Here is a 20,316-nt window from a genome sequence, read left to right as displayed (position 1 = left end):
TGCCGAGACCACTGGGCTTTGCGACGCTCGAATCAGTTGTCCATGGGGAGCACGGGAAGGAGCACGGGGGAATGGATCACCAGATGGAGGCGGCGGCGGTCATCACGATGGCGAAGGCGGCGCGGGGCGGGGCCCGGCGCCCGCCTCCCCCGGCGCGGGTGCGCCCGCGCTACCGCACGATCATGGCGGTGGACATCGAGGGCTCGACCAGCCGCACCGACCCGGTGAAGGCCGAGCTGCGCCGGACGCTGTACCGGCTGCTGGAGGAGGCGTTCGCGCGGGCGGGCATCGAGGAGCGCCACCGGGAGGAGTTCGTCGACCGGGGCGACGGCGCGCTCGTCCTCGTCCGCCCGCTGGACGAGGTGCCGAAGACGCTGCTGCTGCACCCGGTGGTGCCGATCCTGGCGGAGCTGCTGGCCGAGCACAACACGGGGCCGGCGCCCGACCCGGAACGCGACCGGCGGATGCGGATCCGTGTCGTCGTGCATGCCGGTGAGGTGCAGAGCGACGGGCGGGGCAGCTTCGGGGAGGCGCTCGACGTCGCGTTCCGGCTGCTGGACTGCCCGGAGGCCAAGGACGCGCTGCGGGCGGCGCGGGCGCCGCTGGTGCTCGTGGTGTCGGAGGACATCTACCAGTCGATCGTCCGGCACGGCTACGAGGGGATCGACGCGCGCGCCTACCATCCGCTGGTCCGGCTGGAGCTCACGGGCAGGCGGCACCGGGGCTGGCTGCGCGACGTCCCGCGGCCCCCGCGCGGCGGGGCGCGCCCGCTCGGCTGAGCACGCCCGCCGGAAACGCGCGCGGTCTGGACACCGGGCCCCCGCCGGCCCGCGGGAGCCCGGTGAGACCGCGGTTACGGACCCTCGGGGTCCACGATGCCGCGGTCGACCCAGAACGGCTCCATCAGCGAGCGGAGGCGGTCGGCGCCCACCCGCTCCAGGACGTCCAGCGCGGCGATGTTGGCGGTGAGCTGCTCCAGGCTGGTCGAGCCGAACAGCACCGTGCTGGTGGAGGGGTGCGTGAGCGTGAACGCGATGCAGAGCTGCGCGGGGGTCGCGTCCAGCTCCTTCGCCAGCTCCGCGATGCCCTTCGCGGCGTCCTGGATGCGCGGGCGGATCTCGCCCGGGTCGCGTCCGATCTGCCGGGACGCGCCGGACTTGCCGGCGAGGATGCCGCCCTCCAGCACGTCCGAGGCCTGCATCGACACGCCCGCCGCGAAGACGGCCTCGAACGGCTCGCCGTCGGGGATGGCGCGCCGGCACGGGCTGTACTTGAGCTGCGCGAGCTGCGGGCCGGGCGACCCGGCGGCGAGCGCGTGCTCGCGGATCTCCAGGATCGTGGAGGCCGACCAGTTGTTGACGCCCCAGCAGCCGAGCAGGCCCTCGCGCTCCAGCTCCGCGAGGTCCTCGGCGAGCTTGCGCAGGTCCAGGTCGTCGCTGCGGATGTCGCCGAGGACGGCGACGTCGGCGTGGTCGACGCCCGCGCGGAACAGCGCGTTGGTGAGCTGGTCGCGCATGGAGTGCTCGGGATAGCCCTCCAGCCACAGCTTGGCCGACAGCAGGTAGTCCTCGCGCTCGATCCCGGCGGCGCGGACCATCGCCGAGAACAGCACGTCGGTGAACACCGGCGGGTGGCCGGGCATCCCGTAGACGGCGACGTCGAACATGTTGATACCGGCGTCCACGGCGTGGCGGAGCATCGCGACGGCGTCGCCGAAGTCCATCCGGTCGTAGGTGTGCCAGGAGCCGAGGGCGAGGACCCCCACCTCGGGGCCGGCCGCGCCGAGGCGGCGGCGGGGAATGCTGGTGGACACGGTGTTCCTCATCGGTGTGGGTGGATGACGGCCTTGACCTGCTCCTGCCGCTGCATGGCGGCGAGCGCGGCCGAGGCCCCGTCGAGCCCGTCCGGGGCGCTGAACAGGTCGTCCCAGGCGAAGCGGTCCTGGAACGTCCGCAGGAACTCGACCGAGCGGTAGTAGTCGCCGACGTCGCCGTTGAGCGAGCCGAGGACGTTCAGCTCCTTGCCCATGATCGCGCCGAGGGCGAGCTGCTCGGGCTGCGGCCCGGTGCTGCCGACGATGACGAAGCGGCCGCCGAACGCGGCCATGTTGACCGCCTCGGCGCCGACGCCGGGGGCGCCGGCGAGGTCCAGGACCAGCTCGGCGCCGCGCCCGCCGGTCGCCTCCATGACCGCGGCGTGCCGGGCGTCGGGGTCGCCGTCCAGCCCGATGGTCAGGTCGGCGCCGAAGGCCCGGGCCAGCTCCAGGCGCTGGTCGGGCGCGCCGATCGTGATGACCTTGCCGGCGCCGGCGACGCTGGCGACGGCGGTGGCGACGATTCCGAGCGCGCCCGCGCCCTGCACCACCACGGCCGACCCGGGCCGCACTCCCCCGGCCCGGTCGAAGGCGTGCAGGACGGTCTTGACCGCGCAGCCCGCGGCGGCGGCCCAGGTGTCCTTGACGTCGTCGGACAGGACGACCTTCAGCGCGCCCGGCGTCACGTAGTTGTGCCCGGCGAGGCCGCCGGTGGCGTAGGGCGGGCGGTCGGCGCGCTGCAGGAACCCGTAGCCGCGCTCGGCGCACGCGACGGGGTTGCGCAGCACGGTGCAGCCGTAGCAGTGCCCGCACACCGACTCCGACCAGCCGATGCGGTCGCCCACCTTGACGGTGCGGCCGAGCGCGTCGCGCGTCCCCGGCCCGACGGCGCACACGGTGCCCATCATCTCGTGGCCGAGCACGATCGGCAGCATGTCCGGGAAGGACATCGCCCCCGACCACAGGTGCACGTCGGTCGCGCAGAGCGTCGCGCAGTCGACGCGGACGACGGCCGCGCCGGGCTCGCACTCGGCGGGCAGCGGCAGTTCCTCGATGCTCAGGACGGCGCCGTGCTCGCGCAGCACCGCCGCCCTGGTCGACGTCAGATCCGGCATGGGACGTCTCCTCGTCTCGTTACCTGCTGTGGGCGGTGTCCCAGACCTCGCGGCGGCTGCGCCACCACAGGAGCACGAGGATCACCAGGAAGGGCACGACGCCCTGGTACTTCTGGATGGAGTCCACGGAGGACGACATGCCCTCCAGGCAGCCGAGGATCAGGCCCCCGGCGAGGGTCAGCGGCAGGCTGCGGAACGCGCCGACCATCGCGACCGCGAGCGCGGTGCTGATCAGCCCGGACAGGGCGCCGAAGTCGCCGCCCAGCCGCGGCGCGACCAGCACGATCACCAGCATCGTGATGGCGCCGACGCCGGCCCAGACGCCGACGGCGAGCCGCGGCGCGGGGATGCCGACGACCTCGGCGGTGCTCGGCCGCTCCGACAGCGCCTGCAGCTTCAGCCCGATCCGCGTCCGGGTGAGCAGCAGGCCGACGGCGAGGGTGATCAGCAGCGCGAACGCCAGCGAGACCAGCACCGACTGCGGGACGACGACGCTGCCGACCGTGAAGACGGGGTCGCCGAACGGGTTCGGGAAGCGGTGCGCGCCGGTGCTGTTGCCGCCGAACAGCCGCAGGCCGATCGCGCTGAGCGCGACGAACAGGGCGACGGTGACGGCCGCCTTCGTCCGCTCCCGGTGCCCGGCGAACCAGCGGACGAGCGCCGCGCCGAGCAGCCCGGACAGCAGCGCCGCCGACAGGGCGCCGACCACCAGGGCGGCCCAGACGTTCCAGCCCTTGTCGGTGAGCGACACCATTATGAAGGCGCCCATCGCGCCGACCGCCGTCATCGCGAAGTTGACGACGGCGACCAGCCGGTAGGTCAGGACCACGCACAGGCCGAGCAGGGCGTAGCCGCCGCCGCTCGTCAGCCCGGCGATCACAGAGTTCACCATCGGGTTCCTCCGGGTGGGGCCGGGCGCGCGCGCCCCGCGCGCGCGCCCTGGCGAACGGGGCTCAGCTCTTGCCCGGGACGGTGAAGCCGCCGGGCAGGACCTTCCAGCCACCCTTGTCGGCCTTGACGAAGCGGCTGCCCTGGATGGGGTTGTGCGCGTCACCCGGACCGAACACGTACGGAGTGCCGACCATCGGGTAGTTGATCGGCTTCATCTCCTTGAACGCCTTGGTCACCGACTCGCGGGTGATGTCGCCCTTGATGGTCTTGAGGACCTGGACGAAGATGTCCGCCGACATGACCGCGCCCTGGCTGAACGCCGTCTTCTGGATGCCGTTCTTCTCGACCAGCTTGGCCCAGCGGTCGTTGCCCGGCAGGGTCGGGTCGGTGTAGGGCTGCCACTCGGTGCCCGCGTAGGCCGTCATGTCCGGCGGGATCGTCTTGGCGTTGGCGTCGGTGTAGCTGTTGGCCGCGAGGATGAAGTCGGTCTTCTGCATGCCCTGCGTGCGGGCCTGCGCGAACCAGGGGCCGACCGTCGCGTTGTACAGGACGGCCTGGCAGCCCGCGTTCTTGTCGGCGACCAGGTAGCGGGTCGGGTCGCCCTGGCCCACCGCGAGGTTCTTGTGGGCGAGGGTCTTGCCGGTGATCTCGGTCCACTTCTTGATGGCGCCCTCGATGCCGCCGCCGCTGCCCGGCAGGACGGTGTAGTCGATGCACACCTTGTCGCGCTTCAGCGTCTCGGACGCGTAGTACAGCATCGCCGTGGTCAGCGCGTACGGCCCGGGGTTGACCGGCGCGATGTTCGGGCTGGTGAAGCAGGCCGGGTCGACGCCGACCGCCGGGATCGAGACGACCTTGTTCTTGGTGTAGGTCGCGCGGTTCAGACCGCAGTCCACGGCGCTGGACGAGCCGGCGAGCGCGACGACCTTGTTGGACTGGATCAGCTCGCGGGCCGCCTGCCCGGACCGCGAGGGGTCCATCGCGTCGTCCTTGCTGATCAGCTCCAGCTTGCGGCCGCCGATGCCGCCGGCGGCGTTGACCTCCTCGAAGACCGCCTTGACGGCCTTCGGGACCTCCGGGGTCTGGAACAGCCCGGTGATGCCGTTGATCGCGCCGACCTTGATCGGCCCGTCGCCGCCGCCGGAGTCGTTACAGGCGGTGGTCAGCGAGAGGGTGAGCGCGGCGACCGCCGCGGCGGAGACATATGTGCGTTTCATCGCAATGGGCCCTTGTTTTCGCGGGGTGGGATGGGTGTTGTGTCTGGTCGCGGGTGGTCAGGTCGCCGGAACGTCCGCGGCGCCGAGGTAGGCGGCCCGTACGGCGGCGTCCGCGAGGACGTCGGCGGTGGGACCGGAGGCGATCACGTGGCCGAAGTCGAGGACCGTGACCTCCTCGCAGGTCGCCTGCACGAGTTCCATGTCGTGCTCGACGAGCAGGATGGAGACGCCGAACGCCTCGGGCGCCCGGGTGAGGCGGTCGCCGAGCCGGAGCGACTCGGCGGCCGACTGGCCGGCGGCCGGCTCGTCCAGCAGCGCCACCTTGGGCCGGGCCGCGATCGCGGCGGCCACGTCCAGCAGCCTGCGGGTTCCGGCGTCGACGATGGACACCGGGACCTCGCCGGGCGGGCAGCCGAAGAACTCCAGCAGTTCGTCGGCCTCGCCGCGCGCCAGCCGGCGTCCGGCGCCGATCGCCAGGTACTCGTACTGGGTGAGCTCCGGAGCGATCGCGGTGGTCTGGAAGGTGCGGCGCAGGCCGCGCTTGGCCCGCACGCTCGGCCCGAGCTTGTCCAGCCGCTTGCCCGCGAGTTCGACCGTCCCCCCGTAGCCCGCCACGAAACCGGTGACGGCGGAGATGAAGGTGGATTTACCTGCGCCGTTGGGCCCGATGAGCCCGACGACGGCGCCCTCGGGCACGGTCAGGTCGACGGCGTCGAGCGCGACGACCTCCCCGAAGCGGACGGTCAGCCCCTGCACCGCCAGGCACGGCCTGCGGTCGGCGGCGGGGCGCCGGACGGGGGCGGGGGCGAGGGGGGCGGCGGTCGCGCCGCCCTCGGCCTCCTTGGCCTCCTTCGCGTCCTCGCCGGCCTTCAGCAGCTTGCGGGCGCCGCGCTCGCGCTTGCGCATCCGGGTGAGGTCGGTCTGGCTCAGCCCGCTGCGCAGCGCCAGCAGGGCGCCGACGCCGAACAGCACGCCGCCGAAGTCCTGCGGCAGCGAGACCTTCTCCATGATCGTCGGCATGATCGCGCCGAAGATGCCGCCCATCACCGCGCCCTCGGGGTGGTGCGGGCCGATCATGATGGCGACGGCGAACAGCGCGAGGGACTGGCCCATGGCGAAGTTGCTCGGCACCACCAGGCTGAGCTGCCCGGCCAGCAGGCCGCCGCCGATGCCCGCGACGAACGCGCTGATCGCGAACGCGGCGAGCTTGCTGCGGGCGACCGACACGCCGTGCGAGGCGGCGGACCGCTCGGAGTGGCGCAGCTCGTACCACGACAGACCGAGCCGGGACTTGCCGATCATGCCGAGCGCCACGGCCAGCACCGTGAACACGATCACCGTGAACACGAAGTAGGACTCGTCGGTGACGAAGGGCTCCGGCCGGTCCAGCATCTTCAGCTCTTTGGCACCGGGGAACGGGTTGGCGTTCCACACGATGTCGGCCGAGACGGCGAACCCGAACGTGACGACGGCGAGGTTGACGCCGCGGATGCGCAGCGCCGGGAGGCCGATGGCGACGCCGACGGGCACCGCCGCCAGGCCGCCGAGGACCAGCCAGACGAAGAACCCGCCCGGCGCGTCCGCGACGTTGAGCCGCAGCACGACCCACGCGCCGATCGCGGCGAACGACATCTGGCACAGCGACATGACGCCGACGCGTCCGACGATCACGCCGTAGCTCTGCATGATCACGGCACTGACCACGGCGCTGATCGCGAGGTAGATCCAGTACGGGGACAGCACCGCCGGAAGGGCGACGCAGGCCAGCACGGAGAGGCCTAGCCCTATGGCGAGCCCGCGCTTGTCTACGAGGTTCATGGGCGCTCGCTCTCTTGAGGGCCGTTCCGGGGGGCGTCGGGGGTCGCCCCCCCACCGGGGACAGGGCCGGTGCTCGGGCCCGGGGTGGTCAGGGGCGGCCCGCCGAAGTACAGCCGGTGCAGCCGCTCGTCGTCGCCGCGCAGCTCGGAGCAGGGGCCGGAGAACACGACGCCGCCCTTGCGCAGCACGTGCGCGTGGTCGCCGGCGGCCAGCGCCAGGTTCGCGAACTGCTCGATGAGCACCACCGCGATGCCCATCGAGGCCAGCTCGCCGACCGTGGTCATGAGGCGGCGGACGACCAGCGGCGCGAGCCCGAGCGACATCTCGTCGATCAGGACGACCTTGGGCGCCGTCACCAGCGCGCGGCCGAGCACGACCATCTGCTGCTCGCCGCCCGACAGGTAGCCCGCCTGGAGGTTGCGGCGCTTGTCCAGCTCGGGGAACAGCTTGTAGACGGTGCCGAGATCGCCGTCGCCGGACTGGGAGACGAGCAGGTTCTGCTCGACCGTCAGCGTCCGGAACGTGGTGCGGGCCTGCTCGACGTAGCCGAGCCCGGCCCTGGCCCGCCGGAAGGTGGCGAGCTTCTCGATCGGGGTGCCGTCCAGCCTGATGGTGCCGGACCTGACCTTGGCCAGGCCGGCGATGCCGTCCATGAGCGTGGTCTTGCCGGCGCCGTTCGCGCCGAGGATGACGGTCACCGCGCCCGGTGCGGCGTCGAGGGTGACGTCGTGGATCACCGGGACCTCGGCCCGGTCGACGCCGACGCCCTCCAGGGCGAGTGCCGGAACGGTCATGCCTCGCCGCCGAACGCCGAGCGCAGCGCCGCGGCGGTGCGCGCGTGGGCTTCCTTCGCGACCGACAGCTCGGTGGCGAGCGGCCCGAAGAACGCGTGGATCATGCCGTCGTAGCGGACCAGTTCGGTCTGCACCCCCGCCTCCTCCAGCCGTCTGGCGTACTCCTCGCCCTCGTCGCGGAGCACGTCGCACTCGGCTTCGAGGATGAGCGCCCGCGCGACCCCGGAGAGGTCGTCGGCGCGCAGCGGCAGCAGGTAGGGATCGTCCAGGTCGCGCGCGTCGGACGGATAGGTCGTGAAGAACCAGTCCATGCTCGACTTGGAGAGGAAGAAACCATCGGAGAACTCGCTGTAGGAGGCGCGGCCGTCGTCGGGGTGCCCGAGGACGGGTGAGATGAGCACCTGCAGCGCGATCGCGGGGCCGCCGAGGTCGCGGGCCTTGAGCGCGGTCACGGCGGCGAGGTTGCCGCCCGCGCTCTCGCCGCCCACGGCGATCCTCGCGGGGTCGGCGCCGATCTCGGCGCCGTGCCCGGCGATCCAGGTGACGACGGCGTAGGCGTCGTCGACGGCGGCCGGGAAGGGGTCCTCCGGGGCGAGCCGGTAGTCGACGGAGACGACGATGGCGCCGGCCAGGGCGCAGACCTTCCGGCAGGAGAACTCGTTCTCCTCCAGGCTGCCGATCGTCCAGCCGCCGCCGTGGAACCAGACGAACGTCGGGAACGGGCCCTCACCCTCGGGCGTGTAGACGCGGACGGGGATGTCCCCGGCCGGGCCGGGGATCGCGGTGTCGACGGCCGAGCCCACGGGCGGCCGCTCGTCCTCGGGCAGCGTCCACATCAGCCGGAACTGCTCGCGCATGGCGGCCACGTCGAGCGGGGCACCGGCGTTCGGGTCCTCGGCAGGGGTGCGGTCGATGATCCGCTGCGCCTCGGGATCCAGGGGCATCGTTTACCTCCGAAGGCCCGGTGTACCCGCCCAAGCGGGTCGGGCACTCCAAAATCGTATCTGATTCCGTGTACGTTAATTGCATCCCATCGACGGTGTCCAGACTTGGAGCGCGATATGAGCGAGGAATCCACGACGGCCGATCTCGTCCTCACCGGCGGAAGGGTCCACACCGTCGACGCCCACGACCGCGTGGCCGAGGCGGTGGCGGTCCGCGATGGGCGGATCGCGCGTGTCGGCACCGCGAGCGAGGTGGCGCCCCTGGTCGGAAAGGGTACGCGGCTCATCCCCCTGAAGGGGCGAACCGTGCTGCCGGGGATCAACGATTCGCACCTGCACGGTGTCTGGCTCGGCCTGATGTGGCCGGGTCTGCTCATGGACCAGCTCGCCGGGACGGGCGGGCACACCCACGACGCGCCGACGCGGCTGGAGGGTGCGGAGCAGCGGCGCCGGGCGATCCTGAGGACCGCGGACCTGCTCGCCTCCTTCGGCGTCACGAGCTACACCGAGCCGGGCCTCGGCCCCGGCGAGGACGAGGGGCCGAGCGGCTGCTTCGGCTCGGCCGCGCTGCGCGACTACGCCGACCTGGCCGCCGAGGGGCTGCTGAAGGCCCGCGTCACCGCGCTGATGCTGTTCGGGGAGCTGGACGGGCGCAGCTCGGCCGCGGAGTTCGAGGAGGGCCTGCGCGACTTCAAGCCGCCGGCGGAGGTCCCCGGGCGGTTCCGGGTCGCGGGCGTGAAGATCTTCGCCGACGGCATCCCGCCGATGCGCACCGCCTGGACCGACCGCCCCTACACCGACGGGTCGCACGGATCGCTGCTGATCGACGGCGAGTCGGACGGGGAGCGCGAGGCGGCGCTGCGCGCGATGATCGACGCGGCGCACGACGCCGGGCACCAGATCGGCGTGCACGCCACCGGCGACCGCGCGACACGGGTCGTGGCGGACGCCTTCGCCGCCGCGCTGGCCCGCGACGGCCGCGACGCGCGGCACTACGTCATCCACGGCGACCTCCTCGCGCCCGCGACGCTCACCGTCCTCGCCTCCTCCGGGATCGGGGTGAACACCCAGGCGGGCATCCCGGTCGCGACCGAGCCGATGCTCGTCGGCGCGCTCGGCGAGGCCGCGCTGCGCGACGCCTGGCCCACCCGGGACGCCCTCGACGCGGGCGTCCGGCTGTGCCTCAGCTCCGACGCGCCGGTGCTCACCCCCGACTGGCGGGCCGGACTGGCCGCCGCGGTCACGCGCCGCGGGCTCGACGGCGCGGTCCGCGGGCAGGCCCAGCGGCTCGCGGTCGCGGAGGCGCTGCGCGCCTACACGATCACCCCGGCGTGGCAGGACGGCGCCGAGGACTGGAAGGGCTCCATCGAGGCCGGCAAGGTCGCCGACCTGTGCGTGCTGGACGGGGACCTGCTGGCCGTGGAGCCGCAGGCCCTCCCGTCCCTGCCGGTGGCGATGACCGTCCTGGACGGCCGGGTCGTCCACGAGGTCTGACGCCCCCGCGAGGTCCGCCCCCCACGACGGGGGCGGCTCAGCGGGGCACCGGCGCGTCGGTGCCCCAGGAGGCCGCCGGGTCGACCACGTCCCGGTCCAGCCACAGCCCCGCCACGGCGTCCCGCAGCTCGGCGCCGTGGCGGGCGGCCAGGCCGATGGCGGCCATGTTGTCCTCGAACTGCGCCGCCCGGCTCACCCCGACCAGCACGTTCGCGACGGCCGGGTGGACGAGGGTGAAGGCGATCGCGACCTGCGCGGGCGTGGCACCGAAGCGGTCGGCGGCGCGGCGCAGCTCGGGGTAGGCGGCGCGGATCTTGTCCCGGATGCCGCCGGGGTCGGCGCCGATCTTGCGCTCGGGTTCGAGCCGGCCGGCGAGGATGCCGCCCTCCAGCACGTCCGAGGCCTGGAGGCCGAGGCCCTCGTGCTCGAACAGGTTCGACCACGGCTCGCCCTCGGGGACCGAGCGGCGCGCGATGCTGTACTTCAGCTGCGCGAACGAGGGCGCCACGAGGCCCTCGGCGGCGGCGAACCGGCAGGCGAACAGCACGTCCCCGGCCGACCAGTTGTTGACGCCCCAGTGGGTGAAGCGCCCGGCCCGCACCAGCTCGGCGACGTCGGTGACCACCGTGTGCAGGTCGGGGCGCTCCATGAAGTCGCCGAGCACGACCATGTCGGCGTGGTCGGTGCCGATCCGGCCGAGCGAGACCTTCATCTGTTCGGCGAAGGAGGAATTGGGGTAGTCCCAGAGCCAGAGCTTGCCGCAGATCAGGTAGTCCTCGCGCGCCAGCCCGGCGTCGTCGACCGCCTGCCCGAACAGCACGTCGGTGACGGCGTTCTCCGCGTGCGGGCCGAAGTTGTAGTGCGCGACGTCGAACAGGTCGACGCCCCGGTCCACCGCGAGCCGGACGAGGCGCGCCGCGTCCTCGCGGTCCATCCGGTCCCAGGTGTTCCAGGACCCGAGCGCCAGGAGCGGGACCTCGGGGCCGTCCACGCCGAGCCGCCGCCTCGGCGCCCGTTCTGCGAACTCCATCGCTGACCTCCGATGAGGGTGATCGGGCGCGGGCGGCGCCCTGGCCGTTGACACCACTGATCGTATAGCATCTGGCATATTCTTTACCGCGAAGGAGACATCTTCATGTCGCATCCCGCCCCGGGAACCGACCCGTCCGCCATCCTCGGCGTCGCCACCGGTTACATGGCCGCCAAGCAGCTGTTCGCGGCGAGCGAGGCGGGCCTGTTCGCCGCCCTCGCCGGCGGCCCGGCGACCGCGTCCGAGCTGGCGGAGCGGGCCGGAATCCCCGAGCGCACCGCCCGGATCCTCGCCGACACGATGGCGGGCCTCGGCCTGCTCACCCGCGAGGACGGCCGGTACGCCAACTCCCCCGCGACCTCCGCCTACCTCGCGGGCGGCACGCAGGAGACCGACCTGCGGCCGTTCCTGGCCTTCCTCGACGCGATCAGCTACGGGCACTGGCTCGGGTTCGGCGACACGACCCGCACGGCCGAGCCGCAGAAGCTCGACCTCGCCGGCGACCGGATGCAGACGTTCCTCGGCGGCGTCATGACCTACAACGCCCTGCACGCCAAGATGCTGGCCGACAACTTCGACTTCACCCGCTTCTCGCGGATCCTGGACTTCGGCGGCCTGTCCGGCTCGTTCCTTGCCGAGGCGCTGCGCTCGGCCGAGAACGCGCACGGCACCTTCCTGTCGGGCGGCGAGCTGGTCGAGTTCGCCCGCAAGGTCCTGGAGGACGCCGGCGTGGGCGACCGCATCGACGTCGTCCAGACCGACCCGCTGACCGGCGAGGTCCCCGAGGGCTTCGACCTCGTCCTGCTGGAGCACGTCGTCCACCGCTTCGACGCCGAGCAGAACAAGGCCATCGTGGAGCGCGCCCGCCGCGCCGCCGCGCCCGGCGCCACGCTCGTCCTGCTCGACTTCTTCCTCGACTCGAACCCCGAGCAGCGCGTCCTGGACGCCGTGCACGCGGGCGAGTACCTGGTCATCGACGGCACCGTCGTCTACCCCGAGGACGAGGTGCGCGGCTGGCTGAGCGCCGCCGGCTGGGAGCCGGTCGAGACGCGCGAGCTGCCCGGCAGCCCGCGCATCATCATCGCGGAGGCACGATGAGCGGCCGCGTCGTCCTCGTCACGGGCGGCGCGAGCGGCATCGGCCGCGGCGTCGCCGCCGCGTTCGCCGCCGCGGGCGACCGCGTGGTGATCGCCGACCGGGACGCCGAGGCGGCGGCCCGCGCGGCCAAGGAGCTCGACGCGCTCGCCGTGACCGTGGACATCACCGACCCCGCCTCGGTCGCGGCCGGGGTGGCCCAGGTCGCCGAGACCGCCGGGCCGGTCGAGGTCCTGATCAACAACGCCGGCCTCGTCGCGGGCGGCGGGCCGCTGGTCTCGCTGCCCATGGAGGTCTTCGACACGGTCGTCGCGGTGAACCTGCGCGGCACCTTCACCGTCACCCAGGCCGTCGCGGGCCAGATGATCGAGCGCGGCACCCGGGGCCGGATCGTCAACATCAGCTCGATCGGCTCCCGGCAGCCGACCGCCGGGCTCGGCCACTACGAGGCCACCAAGGCGGCCGTGGACGCCCTGACCCGCACCAGCGCGCTGGAGCTCGCGGGCTACGGCATCCGGGTCAACGGGGTCGCGCCGGGGCCGGTCCACACCCCGATGACCGCCGGCCTCATGGAGAACCCCGAGGCCCGCGCCGCGTGGGAGTCCCGGATCCCGCTCGGCAAGATCGCCACCACCGACGACATCGCCCCGCTCGTGGTCTTCCTCGCCTCGGCGCAGGCCGACCACATCACCGGCGCCGTCATCCAGGTGGACGGCGGCCAGCTGCTCACCTGACCGCCCCGAAAACGAACGCGCCGTTCCCCACCCTCGCCCGGCGGGAACGGCGTGTTTGTTTTCATGCTCCTCTCCCTGCGGGGAGAGGGGCCCTCAGGTCTGGGGGTGGGGAGCTCCGGGGTGGGCGCTGTGGAGGGCGTCGGCGGTGGCGTTCTTGTGCGCGCAGGCGATGCGCTCGATCTCCGACGGCTCGGCGCCCTTGGCGATGAGGTCGAGGATGTGGCCGTGCTCGACGACCGACCGCCGGGCGCGCCCCGGCACGTAGGTGAACGTGGAGCGGCGCATGTGGTCCAGGCGCGTCCACTCCGCCTCCAGGAGGGAGCGCAGGTGCCCGTCGGGGCAGTGCTCGTAGATCGAGAAGTGGAACTCCCGGTTCAGCGCGGTGAACGCCGTCGGGTCGAACTCGTCCAGCGCCTCGACCATCCGCTTGTTGATCTCGCGGGAGCGGGTGATCTGCGCCGCCGCCATGTGCGGGGCGGAGATCGCCGTCGCGTAGCCCTCCAGGCGCGCGAGGATCTGCAGGGTGTGCTCGACCTGCTCGGCCTCGAAGACCGCGACCCGCGCCCCGACGTTGCGGACGACCTCGACGAGGCCGTCGGACTGGAGGCGGCGCAGCGCCTCGCGCAGCGGGATCGTGCTGACGCCGGTCTCCTGGGCGAGCTGGTTGATGACCAGCCGGTAGCCCGGCACGTAGGTGCCCGCGAGGATCCGCGACCGCAACAGTTCGTAGCAGAACTCGGCCTTCGACTCCTTGGTCTTGGTCTGGTCCTGCTTCTTCGTGCTCACCCGGTTCTCCTCATCCTGTGCCCCGAACCCCCGACTCCCAACGGTCCCCTCACCTCGCCAGCACGTCCAGGACGGTGTCGCGGAAGTGCGGGCCCCCGAGCACCTCGTGGTGCGCCCCCGGCACCGTGACCAGGCGGGCGCCGAGCGACCCGGCGAGGCCGTCGATTCCTCGTGTCAGCTCATCATTCTCGCCGACGACGAAGACGGGAAGAACCTTCGCATCCCAGGCGCCGCCCGCAAAGGGGGTGTCGCGGAGTCCTTCGACACACAGCGCGAGGCCGGGGGCGCGGTCACCGTGCGCGGAGACCATCCCGGCGATCGCCGCGGTGAACGGGTCGGGGCACTGCGCGCCCTCCCGGACGGCGCGGTGCAGCGCCTCGATGTCGACGGCGGTGAAGGGCTCCACGGGGCTCAGCCCGCCGAGCACGCTGCGCTCCACCCGGTCCGGCGCGGCGGCCGCGACTGCCCACGCGACGCGGGCGCCGAGCGAGTAGCCGGCGATGTCGAACGTCGCGGCGCCGGCCGCGTCCGCGGCGGCGAGCAGGTCGGCGGCCAGGGCCGGCGCGGTCGCCTCCGCGGCGCTCTCCGGGGCCGGGCTCGCGCCGTGCCCGCGCAGGTCGGGGATGATGACGGTGCGGCCCGCGGCGGTCAGCGCGGCGGCGACGCCGGTGTCGATCCAGTCGCCGGCGCCGTCGGAGCCGAAGCCGTGGACGAGCAGCACCGGCGGCGCCTCGGCGGGAGCGTCCGGGGTCAGCGTGCGCACGGCGAGACCTGCGGTGTCAGGCATCCTTCAAGCACCTCCTAGAGGATTTCGCATACGATTTGCGATCATACTGTACGGAGCCGATCCGTCCCCTCGCGCGCCCCCGCCCGCTTGGAACGATCGAAGTCACTCGCATTGCACCCTCGTCATCGTGCATGACTTCATATACGATTTACTCTGATCTCGTTCCGCGAGGTTCGCTTCCGTCCCGTCACAGGAGAGCTTCCGTGCCGCACCCGCTGGGCAACCGGCCCTCGAAGATCATCGCCGTGCACCTCAACTTCCCCTCGCGGGCGAGGGAGCGCGGCAGGATTCCGGCCGAGCCCTCGTACTTCCTCAAGCCGCCGTCCTCGCTCGCCGGCACCGGCGACCCGCTGGTCCGGCCGGCGGGCTGCGAGCTGATGACCTTCGAGGGCGAGATCGCCCTGGTCATCGGCCGCGAGGCGCGGCGGGTCTCCCCCGAGGACGCCTGGGAGCACGTCGCCTGGGTGACGGCGGCCAACGACGCGGGCGTGCACGACCTCCGCTACGCCGACCGGGGCTCCAACCTGCGCTCCAAGGGCTCGGACGGGTTCACCCCGATCGGCCCCCGGCTGCTGGACGCGCGGCGCCTGGACCCGGCCGCGCTGCGGGTGCGGACGTGGGTGAACGGCGAGCCGGTCCAGGACGACACCACCGACACGCTGCTCTTCCCCTTCGCGACGCTGGTCGCCGACCTGTCGCGGCTGGTGACGCTGGAGCCCGGCGACGTCATCCTCACCGGCACCCCCGGCGGCGCGTCCGTGGCCGCCCCCGGCGACACCGTCGAGGTCGAGGTCATCGCCGGCGAGGCCACCACCGGGCGGCTCACCAACACGATCACGGTCGCCGAGGAGCCGCTGGCCGCGTGGGGCGCGATGCCCCGCGTGGACGACAGCGTCCGCTCCGACGCCTGGGGCCCCTCCTTCACGCCCGAGCCCGCGCTGGACGCCACGACCGCCGACGCGCTGCGCGCCCTGTCGACCGCCACGCTCAGCTCCCAGCTCCGCAAGCGCGGCTTCCAGCACATGAGCATCGACGGCGTCCACCCCGCCGACGGCGCGGCGAAGATGGTCGGCACCGCGCACACGCTGCGGTACCTGCCGCTGCGCGAGGACCAGTTCAAGGCGCGCGGCGGCGGCATGAACGCCCAGAAGCGCGCCATCGAGGAGCTGCGGCCGGGCCAGGTGCTGGTCATGGACGCGCGCCGCGACTCCTCCTCCGGCACGATCGGCGACATCCTCGCGCTGCGCGCCAAGGTGCGCGGCGCGGCCGGGGTGGTCACCGACGGCGGCCTGCGCGACAGCGCGACGGTCGCGGGCCTCGGCCTGCCGGTCTTCCACGCCGGAGCCCACCCCGCGGTGCTCGGCCGCCGCCACGTCCCGTGGGACACCGGCGTCCCGATCGCCTGCGGCGGCGCCCTGGTGCAGCCCGGCGACATCCTCGTCGGCGACGCCGACGGCGTGGTCGTCGTCCCCCCGGACCTGGTCGCGGACCTGGTGGCGGACTCGGCCGAGCAGGAGGCGCAGGAACGTTTCATCACCGAGCGCGTCGCCGCCGGGGAGCCCGTCGAGGGCCTCTACCCGCTCGGGCCCCGCTGGCGCGAAGCCTACGAGGCGTGGCGCCGCGAGGGCCGCTGACCCCGCCGCCGACCCCGCCGCAGGCCGCCCGCCACTCCCACCGACCTTCCACGACCGAGGAGCAGACGTGAAGTTCCGCACCGACCCGTCCACGATCCGCGGGTCCATCGCCCCCGTGGTGACCCCCTTCGCCGCGGACGGCGCCGTCGACCACGACGCGCTGCGCGGGCTGATCCGCTGGCAGTTGGAGTCCGGCTCGCACGGGATCTCGCTCGGCGGGTCCACCGGCGAGCCCAGCAGCCAGACCGTCGCCGAGCGGATCGCGGCCATCCGCACGGCGGCCGACGAGGTCGGCGACCGCGTCCCGTTCCTGCCCGGCACCGGCTCGGCGAAGCTGGAGGAGACCCTGGAGGTCACCGCCGCCGCCCGCGACGCCGGCGCCGACGCCGCCCTGGTGATCACGCCGTACTACGCGCGGCCCACCCAGGAGGCCCTCTACCAGTGGTACGCGACGGTCGCGCGCGAGTTCCCCGACCTGCCGCTGGTCGTCTACAACGTCCCGTCCCGGACGTCGGTGGACATCGCGCCGGAGACGGTCCGCCGGCTGTTCACCGACTTCGACAACATCGTCGGGATCAAGGAGACCACCAAGGACTTCGAGCACTTCTCCCGCGTGCTGCACGCGTGCGGGCCCGAGCTGCTCGTGTGGTCGGGGATCGAGCTGCTGTGCCTGCCGCTGCTCGCCCTCGGCGGCGCCGGGTTCGTCAGCGCCGTCGCCAACCTCGCGCCCGCCGCCGTCGCCCGGATGTACGAGCTGTGGACCTCCGGGGACCAGGAGGGCGCCCGCGACCTGCACTACCGGCTGCACCCGCTCGTGGACCTGCTGTTCGTCGAGACCAACCCGGCGCCCGCCAAGTGGGTGCTGGAGCAGCGCGGCCGGATCCCCTCCGGGCACGTCCGGCCGCCGCTGGCCGCACCCTCCGAGCAAGCCCTCGTGCGCATCCGCGCACTGCTCGACCAGGGCGGCGACCTCGCCGCGGGGATCTGACCCCCGGCCGCGCCGTCCCGCCACCGAACCGGAAGAGAGCATCGATGCCCGTCCCCTCTGCACCCGCCCGCCCCGACGGCCTGCCGGATCACATCCGGCACTGGATCGGCGGCGAGTTCGCCGACAGCGCCGGCGGAGCGGTCTTCGACGTCATTGACCCCGTCTCCAACACCCGCTACGCCACCGCCTCGGCGGGCGGTCCCGCCGACGTGGACAAGGCCGTCGCCGCCGCCCGCGCCGCCTTCCCCGCCTGGGCGGCCCTCGGCAACCGGGAGCGGGCGAACATCCTGACCCGCATCGCCGACGCCGTCGAGGCGCGCGAGGACCGGCTCGCCGAGTTCGAGTCGTTCGACTCCGGGCTGCCGATCACCCAGGCGCGCGGCCAGGCCCGCCGCGCCGCCGAGAACTTCCGCTACTTCGCCGACGTGATCGTCGCGCTCGGCGAGGAGGCGTTCCGGGTCGGCGACCAGCAGCTCAACTACGTGGTGCGGACCCCGGCGGGCGTGGCCGGGCTGATCACGCCATGGAACACCCCGTTCATGCTGGAGAGCTGGAAGCTCGCCCCGGCGATCGCGTCGGGCTGCACCCTGGTGCTGAAGCCCGCCGAGTGGACGCCGCTGTCGGCGGGCCTGTGGCCGGAGATCTTCACCGAGGCGGGCGTCCCGGCGGGCGTGGTCAACATCGTGCACGGCATCGGCGAGGAGGCGGGGCAGGCCCTCGTCGACCACCCGGACGTGCCGCTGCTGTCCTTCACCGGCTCGACCGACACCGGCCGGCACATCATGCGCTGCTCCGCCGACGGCCTGAAGGCGCTGTCGATGGAGCTCGGCGGCAAGTCGCCCGTCGTGGTGTTCGCCGACGCCGACCTGGACGCCGCGCTCGACTCGGTGATCTTCGGTGTGTTCTCGCTGAACGGCGAGCGCTGCACGGCGGGCTCGCGCGTCCTGGTGGAGCGCCCCGTCTACGAGGAGTTCACCCGCCGGCTCGCCGAGCGGGCCGAGAAGGTCAGGGTCGGGCCGCCCTCGGACCCGGCGACCGAGGTCGGCGCGCTCGTCCACCCCGAGCACTACGCCCGGGTGCTGGAGTACGTGGAGATCGGGCAGCGCGAGGCCAAGCTGGTCGCGGGCGGCGACCGGCCCGCGCACCTGCCGGAGGGCAACTACCTCCAGCCCACGGTGTTCAGCGACGTCCCCCGGGACGCCCGGATCTTCCAGGAGGAGATCTTCGGGCCGGTTGTGGCCGTGGCCGCGTTCGACACCGAGGACGAGGCGGTCGAGCTGGCCAACGCCACCCGCTACGGCCTGGCCGCCTACGTGTGGACCGGCGACCTGCGGCGCGGTCACCGCATCGCCCACGCCGTCCAGTCGGGTATGGTCTGGGTCAACTCGCACAACGTCCGTGACCTGCGCACTCCCTTCGGCGGTGTGAAGGACTCGGGGCTCGGACGCGAGGGCGGGGCGCACAGCATCGACTTCTTCTCCGAGTCCAAGATCGTGCACGTCATGCTGGGCGAGGTGCACACGCCCCGCTTCGGCGCCTAGGAGCACCCATGAGCACACCTCCCGACGTGATCCGCTCCGCCTACACGCAGCTCGCGGTGACGGATCTGGCGAAGTCCCGCTGGTTCTGGGTCGACATGCTGGGCCTGCACATCCAGCACGAGGACGCCACCACCCTCTACCTGCGCGGCACGGACGAGCTGACCCACCACTCCCTGGTGCTGCGGGCCGGGCCGGTGGCCGCGCTCGACCACCTCGCCTACCGGGTCCGCGCCCCCGAGGACGTCGACCGGGCCGAGCGGTTCTTCACCGATCTCGGGCGGCCCGTCCGGCGCCTCCCGGCGGGGACCGGCACGCACGGCGTCGGCGACGCGGTCCGGGTCGTCGACCCGCTCGGCTTCACCGTGGAGTTCTTCCACGAGATCGCCCGCGGGGAGCGCCTCATCCAGCGCTACGACCTGCACAAGGGCGCCCAGATCGCCCGGCTCGACCACTTCAACATCTGCACGCCCGACATCCCCGCCGCCTACGACCACTACCGGTCGCTCGGCTTCGGCTGCTCGGAGACGATCGAGGGCGACGAGCACGAGCTGTACGCGGCGTGGATGTTCCGCAAGCAGACCGTGCACGACGTGGCGTTCACCGGCGGCGCGGGCCCCCGCCTGCACCACATCGGGATGGCCACGCACGAGTCGCACCAGGTGCTGCGCACCGCCGACATCTTCGGGTCGCTCGGCAAGGAGCACCACATCGAGCGGGGCCCGGGGCGGCACGGGGTGTCCAACGCCTTCTACGTCTACCTGCGCGACCCCGACGGCCACCGGGTGGAGATCTACACCTCCGACTACTACACCGGCGACCCCGACCACGAGACGTACCGGTGGAACGTGCACGACGACCGCCGCCGCGACTTCTGGGGCAACGCGGTGATCGAGTCCTGGTACAAGGAGGCCTCCCCCGTCCTGGACCTGGACGGCCGGATCCAGCCGATCTCCGAGGCCGCGCTGGACGAGTCCGCCGTCACGGTCGGCGCCGACGGGCTCGGCATCGTCGAGCACTCCTGACCCGCCCGCTCCCCACCTGACCACCCGGTCCCGCAGGACGTGCGGGGCCGGGTCTCCACTTCTCCCGCGTGCCCGCCGCTCAGCCGTCGCGGAGCAGTTCGAGCCCCCGCCGCGACGGCGATCCCGGCGCGGCCGTGTACAGGACGACCCGCTGGTCGGTCCCCGGCACCGGCAGGATCTCGCAGTCCAGCTCCAGCTCCCCCGCGACCGGGTGGACGGCGCGCTTGGTCAGCGTCCGCTGCACCTCGACCTCGCGGGCCGCCCACAGCGCGGCGAACTCCGGGCTGGCGGCCGACAGCTCGGCCACGATCTCCCGGACGGCCGGGTCTTCCGGGTAGCGGCCGCTCGCGCGCAGGTCCGCCACGCACCTGCGGGCCAGGGCGCGCTTGTCCCCCTCCAGCGGGCCGGAGAACAACCACCGCAGCGTGTTGCGCCGCTCCGGGGCCGCCTCGGCGAGGTCGCCGATCAGGGCGGCCGCCCGCCGGGCGCGAGGTCCGCCTCGCGGGGCCCGACGCGCTCCCACCGGCTCCGCAGGAAGCCCGCGAGCTCGCTCCTGTCCATCCGCCCCATTCTGCCCGCCCTGGGGTGGTATCGCGGGTCCCAGGCCCGGCCG

19 protein-coding genes are annotated in these 20,316 nt (G+C 73.1%); 8 read left to right on the top strand and 11 right to left on the bottom strand.

All coding sequences use genetic code 11. From position 1 onward, the window contains the following. Positions 1–71 precede the first annotated feature (71 nt). On the top strand, positions 72–779 hold the full coding sequence (locus tag GNZ18_RS32620) for a nucleotidyl cyclase domain-containing protein (protein ID WP_216651514.1): 708 nt from the start codon (positions 72–74) through the stop codon (positions 777–779). Positions 780–853: 74 nt separating this feature from the next. Here the strand turns inward: GNZ18_RS32620 and GNZ18_RS32615 are convergent, their stop codons facing one another. From GNZ18_RS32615 to lipP1, 7 genes are all read right to left on the bottom strand, one after another. Further along, positions 854–1,813 carry an aldo/keto reductase gene (locus GNZ18_RS32615; RefSeq protein ID WP_312874882.1) on the bottom strand — a complete coding sequence of 320 codons (960 nt, stop codon included), beginning with the start codon at positions 1,811–1,813 and terminating at the stop codon, positions 854–856. Positions 1,814–1,821: 8 nt separating this feature from the next. Next, positions 1,822–2,928, bottom strand: coding sequence for a zinc-binding dehydrogenase (locus tag GNZ18_RS32610; RefSeq protein WP_156220492.1), 1,107 nt, complete (start codon positions 2,926–2,928; stop codon positions 1,822–1,824). Positions 2,929–2,947: 19 nt separating this feature from the next. Next, the gene (locus GNZ18_RS32605) at positions 2,948–3,820 is read right to left on the bottom strand and encodes a branched-chain amino acid ABC transporter permease (protein ID WP_156220491.1); all 873 of its coding nucleotides are present in this window, start codon (positions 3,818–3,820) and stop codon (positions 2,948–2,950) included. Between the two features lie 61 nt (positions 3,821–3,881). After that, positions 3,882–5,036: an ABC transporter substrate-binding protein gene (locus GNZ18_RS32600; RefSeq protein ID WP_156220490.1), complete on the bottom strand. Its 1,155-nt coding sequence runs from the start codon at positions 5,034–5,036 to the stop codon at positions 3,882–3,884. 57 nt (positions 5,037–5,093) lie between these two features. Beyond that, complete coding sequence (locus GNZ18_RS32595) at positions 5,094–6,854, bottom strand: branched-chain amino acid ABC transporter ATP-binding protein/permease (protein WP_156220489.1); 1,761 nt, start codon at positions 6,852–6,854, stop codon at positions 5,094–5,096. Beyond that, entirely contained in the window at positions 6,851–7,648 is a 798-nt protein-coding gene (locus GNZ18_RS32590; RefSeq protein WP_156220488.1) for an ABC transporter ATP-binding protein, read from the bottom strand. The genes GNZ18_RS32595 and GNZ18_RS32590 overlap by 4 nt, the downstream gene beginning before the upstream one ends. Beyond that, the gene (lipP1, locus tag GNZ18_RS32585) at positions 7,645–8,592 is read right to left on the bottom strand and encodes a LipP1 family hormone-sensitive lipase (protein ID WP_156220487.1); all 948 of its coding nucleotides are present in this window, start codon (positions 8,590–8,592) and stop codon (positions 7,645–7,647) included. The genes GNZ18_RS32590 and lipP1 overlap by 4 nt, the downstream gene beginning before the upstream one ends. 117 nt (positions 8,593–8,709) lie before the next feature. Between lipP1 and GNZ18_RS32580 the strand changes: the two genes are divergently transcribed. Beyond that, positions 8,710–10,086 (top strand): amidohydrolase, encoded by a 1,377-nt coding sequence (locus GNZ18_RS32580; RefSeq protein WP_156220486.1) that lies wholly within the window; start codon positions 8,710–8,712, stop codon positions 10,084–10,086. Between the two features lie 37 nt (positions 10,087–10,123). Here GNZ18_RS32580 and GNZ18_RS32575 read toward each other — a convergent pair whose 3' ends face one another. Next, positions 10,124–11,116 (bottom strand): aldo/keto reductase, encoded by a 993-nt coding sequence (locus GNZ18_RS32575; RefSeq protein ID WP_156220485.1) that lies wholly within the window; start codon positions 11,114–11,116, stop codon positions 10,124–10,126. A gap of 105 nt (positions 11,117–11,221) precedes the next feature. Between GNZ18_RS32575 and GNZ18_RS32570 the strand changes: the two genes are divergently transcribed. Together GNZ18_RS32570 and GNZ18_RS32565 are read left to right on the top strand one after the other, a co-directional pair. Further along, on the top strand, positions 11,222–12,214 hold the full coding sequence (locus GNZ18_RS32570; protein ID WP_156220484.1) for a methyltransferase: 993 nt from the start codon (positions 11,222–11,224) through the stop codon (positions 12,212–12,214). Then, positions 12,211–12,945 carry an SDR family NAD(P)-dependent oxidoreductase gene (locus tag GNZ18_RS32565; RefSeq protein WP_156220483.1) on the top strand — a complete coding sequence of 245 codons (735 nt, stop codon included), beginning with the start codon at positions 12,211–12,213 and terminating at the stop codon, positions 12,943–12,945. The genes GNZ18_RS32570 and GNZ18_RS32565 overlap by 4 nt, the downstream gene beginning before the upstream one ends. Before the next feature lie 93 nt (positions 12,946–13,038). Here the strand turns inward: GNZ18_RS32565 and GNZ18_RS43845 are convergent, their stop codons facing one another. Both GNZ18_RS43845 and GNZ18_RS32555 read right to left on the bottom strand, forming a co-directional pair. Further along, positions 13,039–13,731, bottom strand: coding sequence for a GntR family transcriptional regulator (locus GNZ18_RS43845; RefSeq protein WP_214620433.1), 693 nt, complete (start codon positions 13,729–13,731; stop codon positions 13,039–13,041). Positions 13,732–13,780: 49 nt separating this feature from the next. Then, positions 13,781–14,518 (bottom strand): alpha/beta fold hydrolase, encoded by a 738-nt coding sequence (locus GNZ18_RS32555; RefSeq protein ID WP_156220482.1) that lies wholly within the window; start codon positions 14,516–14,518, stop codon positions 13,781–13,783. Between the two features lie 203 nt (positions 14,519–14,721). Here GNZ18_RS32555 and GNZ18_RS32550 point away from each other — a divergent pair, with 203 nt between their 5' ends. The 4 genes from GNZ18_RS32550 (at position 14,722) to hpaD (ending at position 19,703) form a co-directional block, all read left to right on the top strand. After that, entirely contained in the window at positions 14,722–16,152 is a 1,431-nt protein-coding gene (locus tag GNZ18_RS32550) for a fumarylacetoacetate hydrolase family protein (RefSeq protein ID WP_312874881.1), read from the top strand. A gap of 67 nt (positions 16,153–16,219) precedes the next feature. Beyond that, positions 16,220–17,140, top strand: a complete 921-nt coding sequence (gene dapA, locus GNZ18_RS32545; RefSeq protein ID WP_312874880.1) for a 4-hydroxy-tetrahydrodipicolinate synthase — start codon at positions 16,220–16,222, stop codon at positions 17,138–17,140. A gap of 44 nt (positions 17,141–17,184) precedes the next feature. After that, a complete protein-coding gene (gene hpaE, locus GNZ18_RS32540; RefSeq protein WP_156220480.1) occupies positions 17,185–18,681 on the top strand; it encodes a 5-carboxymethyl-2-hydroxymuconate semialdehyde dehydrogenase in 1,497 nt (498 codons plus the stop codon). Between the two features lie 8 nt (positions 18,682–18,689). Then, a complete protein-coding gene (gene hpaD / locus GNZ18_RS32535; protein WP_156220479.1) occupies positions 18,690–19,703 on the top strand; it encodes a 3,4-dihydroxyphenylacetate 2,3-dioxygenase in 1,014 nt (337 codons plus the stop codon). A gap of 79 nt (positions 19,704–19,782) precedes the next feature. Here the strand turns inward: hpaD and GNZ18_RS32530 are convergent, their stop codons facing one another. Then, positions 19,783–20,127 (bottom strand): MmyB family transcriptional regulator, encoded by a 345-nt coding sequence (locus tag GNZ18_RS32530; RefSeq protein ID WP_246250898.1) that lies wholly within the window; start codon positions 20,125–20,127, stop codon positions 19,783–19,785. Between the last annotated feature and the right edge of the window lie 189 nt (positions 20,128–20,316).

The organism is Actinomadura litoris, assembly GCF_009733595.1.
Taxonomy (GTDB): Bacteria; Actinomycetota; Actinomycetes; order Streptosporangiales; family Streptosporangiaceae; genus Spirillospora; species Spirillospora litoris.
Note: the sequence above shows the minus strand (reverse complement) of the source record. Positions and strands in the feature narration are given on the sequence as shown.

What these genes read in the sequence shown, in the direction of transcription:
- hpaE (WP_156220480.1), top strand. Translation starts at nt 17,185, where the DNA reads ATGCCCGTCCCCTCTGCACCCGCCCGCCCCGACGGCCTGCCGGATCAC.
- GNZ18_RS32555 (WP_156220482.1), bottom strand. Translation starts at nt 14,518, where the DNA reads ATGCCTGACACCGCAGGTCTCGCCGTGCGCACGCTGACCCCGGACGCT.
- GNZ18_RS32580 (WP_156220486.1), top strand. Translation starts at nt 8,710, where the DNA reads ATGAGCGAGGAATCCACGACGGCCGATCTCGTCCTCACCGGCGGAAGG.
- hpaD (WP_156220479.1), top strand. Translation starts at nt 18,690, where the DNA reads ATGAGCACACCTCCCGACGTGATCCGCTCCGCCTACACGCAGCTCGCG.
- GNZ18_RS32570 (WP_156220484.1), top strand. Translation starts at nt 11,222, where the DNA reads ATGTCGCATCCCGCCCCGGGAACCGACCCGTCCGCCATCCTCGGCGTC.
- GNZ18_RS32590 (WP_156220488.1), bottom strand. Translation starts at nt 7,648, where the DNA reads ATGACCGTTCCGGCACTCGCCCTGGAGGGCGTCGGCGTCGACCGGGCC.
- GNZ18_RS32565 (WP_156220483.1), top strand. Translation starts at nt 12,211, where the DNA reads ATGAGCGGCCGCGTCGTCCTCGTCACGGGCGGCGCGAGCGGCATCGGC.
- GNZ18_RS32595 (WP_156220489.1), bottom strand. Translation starts at nt 6,854, where the DNA reads ATGAACCTCGTAGACAAGCGCGGGCTCGCCATAGGGCTAGGCCTCTCC.
- GNZ18_RS32610 (WP_156220492.1), bottom strand. Translation starts at nt 2,928, where the DNA reads ATGCCGGATCTGACGTCGACCAGGGCGGCGGTGCTGCGCGAGCACGGC.
- lipP1 (WP_156220487.1), bottom strand. Translation starts at nt 8,592, where the DNA reads ATGCCCCTGGATCCCGAGGCGCAGCGGATCATCGACCGCACCCCTGCC.
- GNZ18_RS32605 (WP_156220491.1), bottom strand. Translation starts at nt 3,820, where the DNA reads ATGGTGAACTCTGTGATCGCCGGGCTGACGAGCGGCGGCGGCTACGCC.
- GNZ18_RS32620 (WP_216651514.1), top strand. Translation starts at nt 72, where the DNA reads ATGGATCACCAGATGGAGGCGGCGGCGGTCATCACGATGGCGAAGGCG.
- GNZ18_RS32600 (WP_156220490.1), bottom strand. Translation starts at nt 5,036, where the DNA reads ATGAAACGCACATATGTCTCCGCCGCGGCGGTCGCCGCGCTCACCCTC.
- GNZ18_RS32575 (WP_156220485.1), bottom strand. Translation starts at nt 11,116, where the DNA reads ATGGAGTTCGCAGAACGGGCGCCGAGGCGGCGGCTCGGCGTGGACGGC.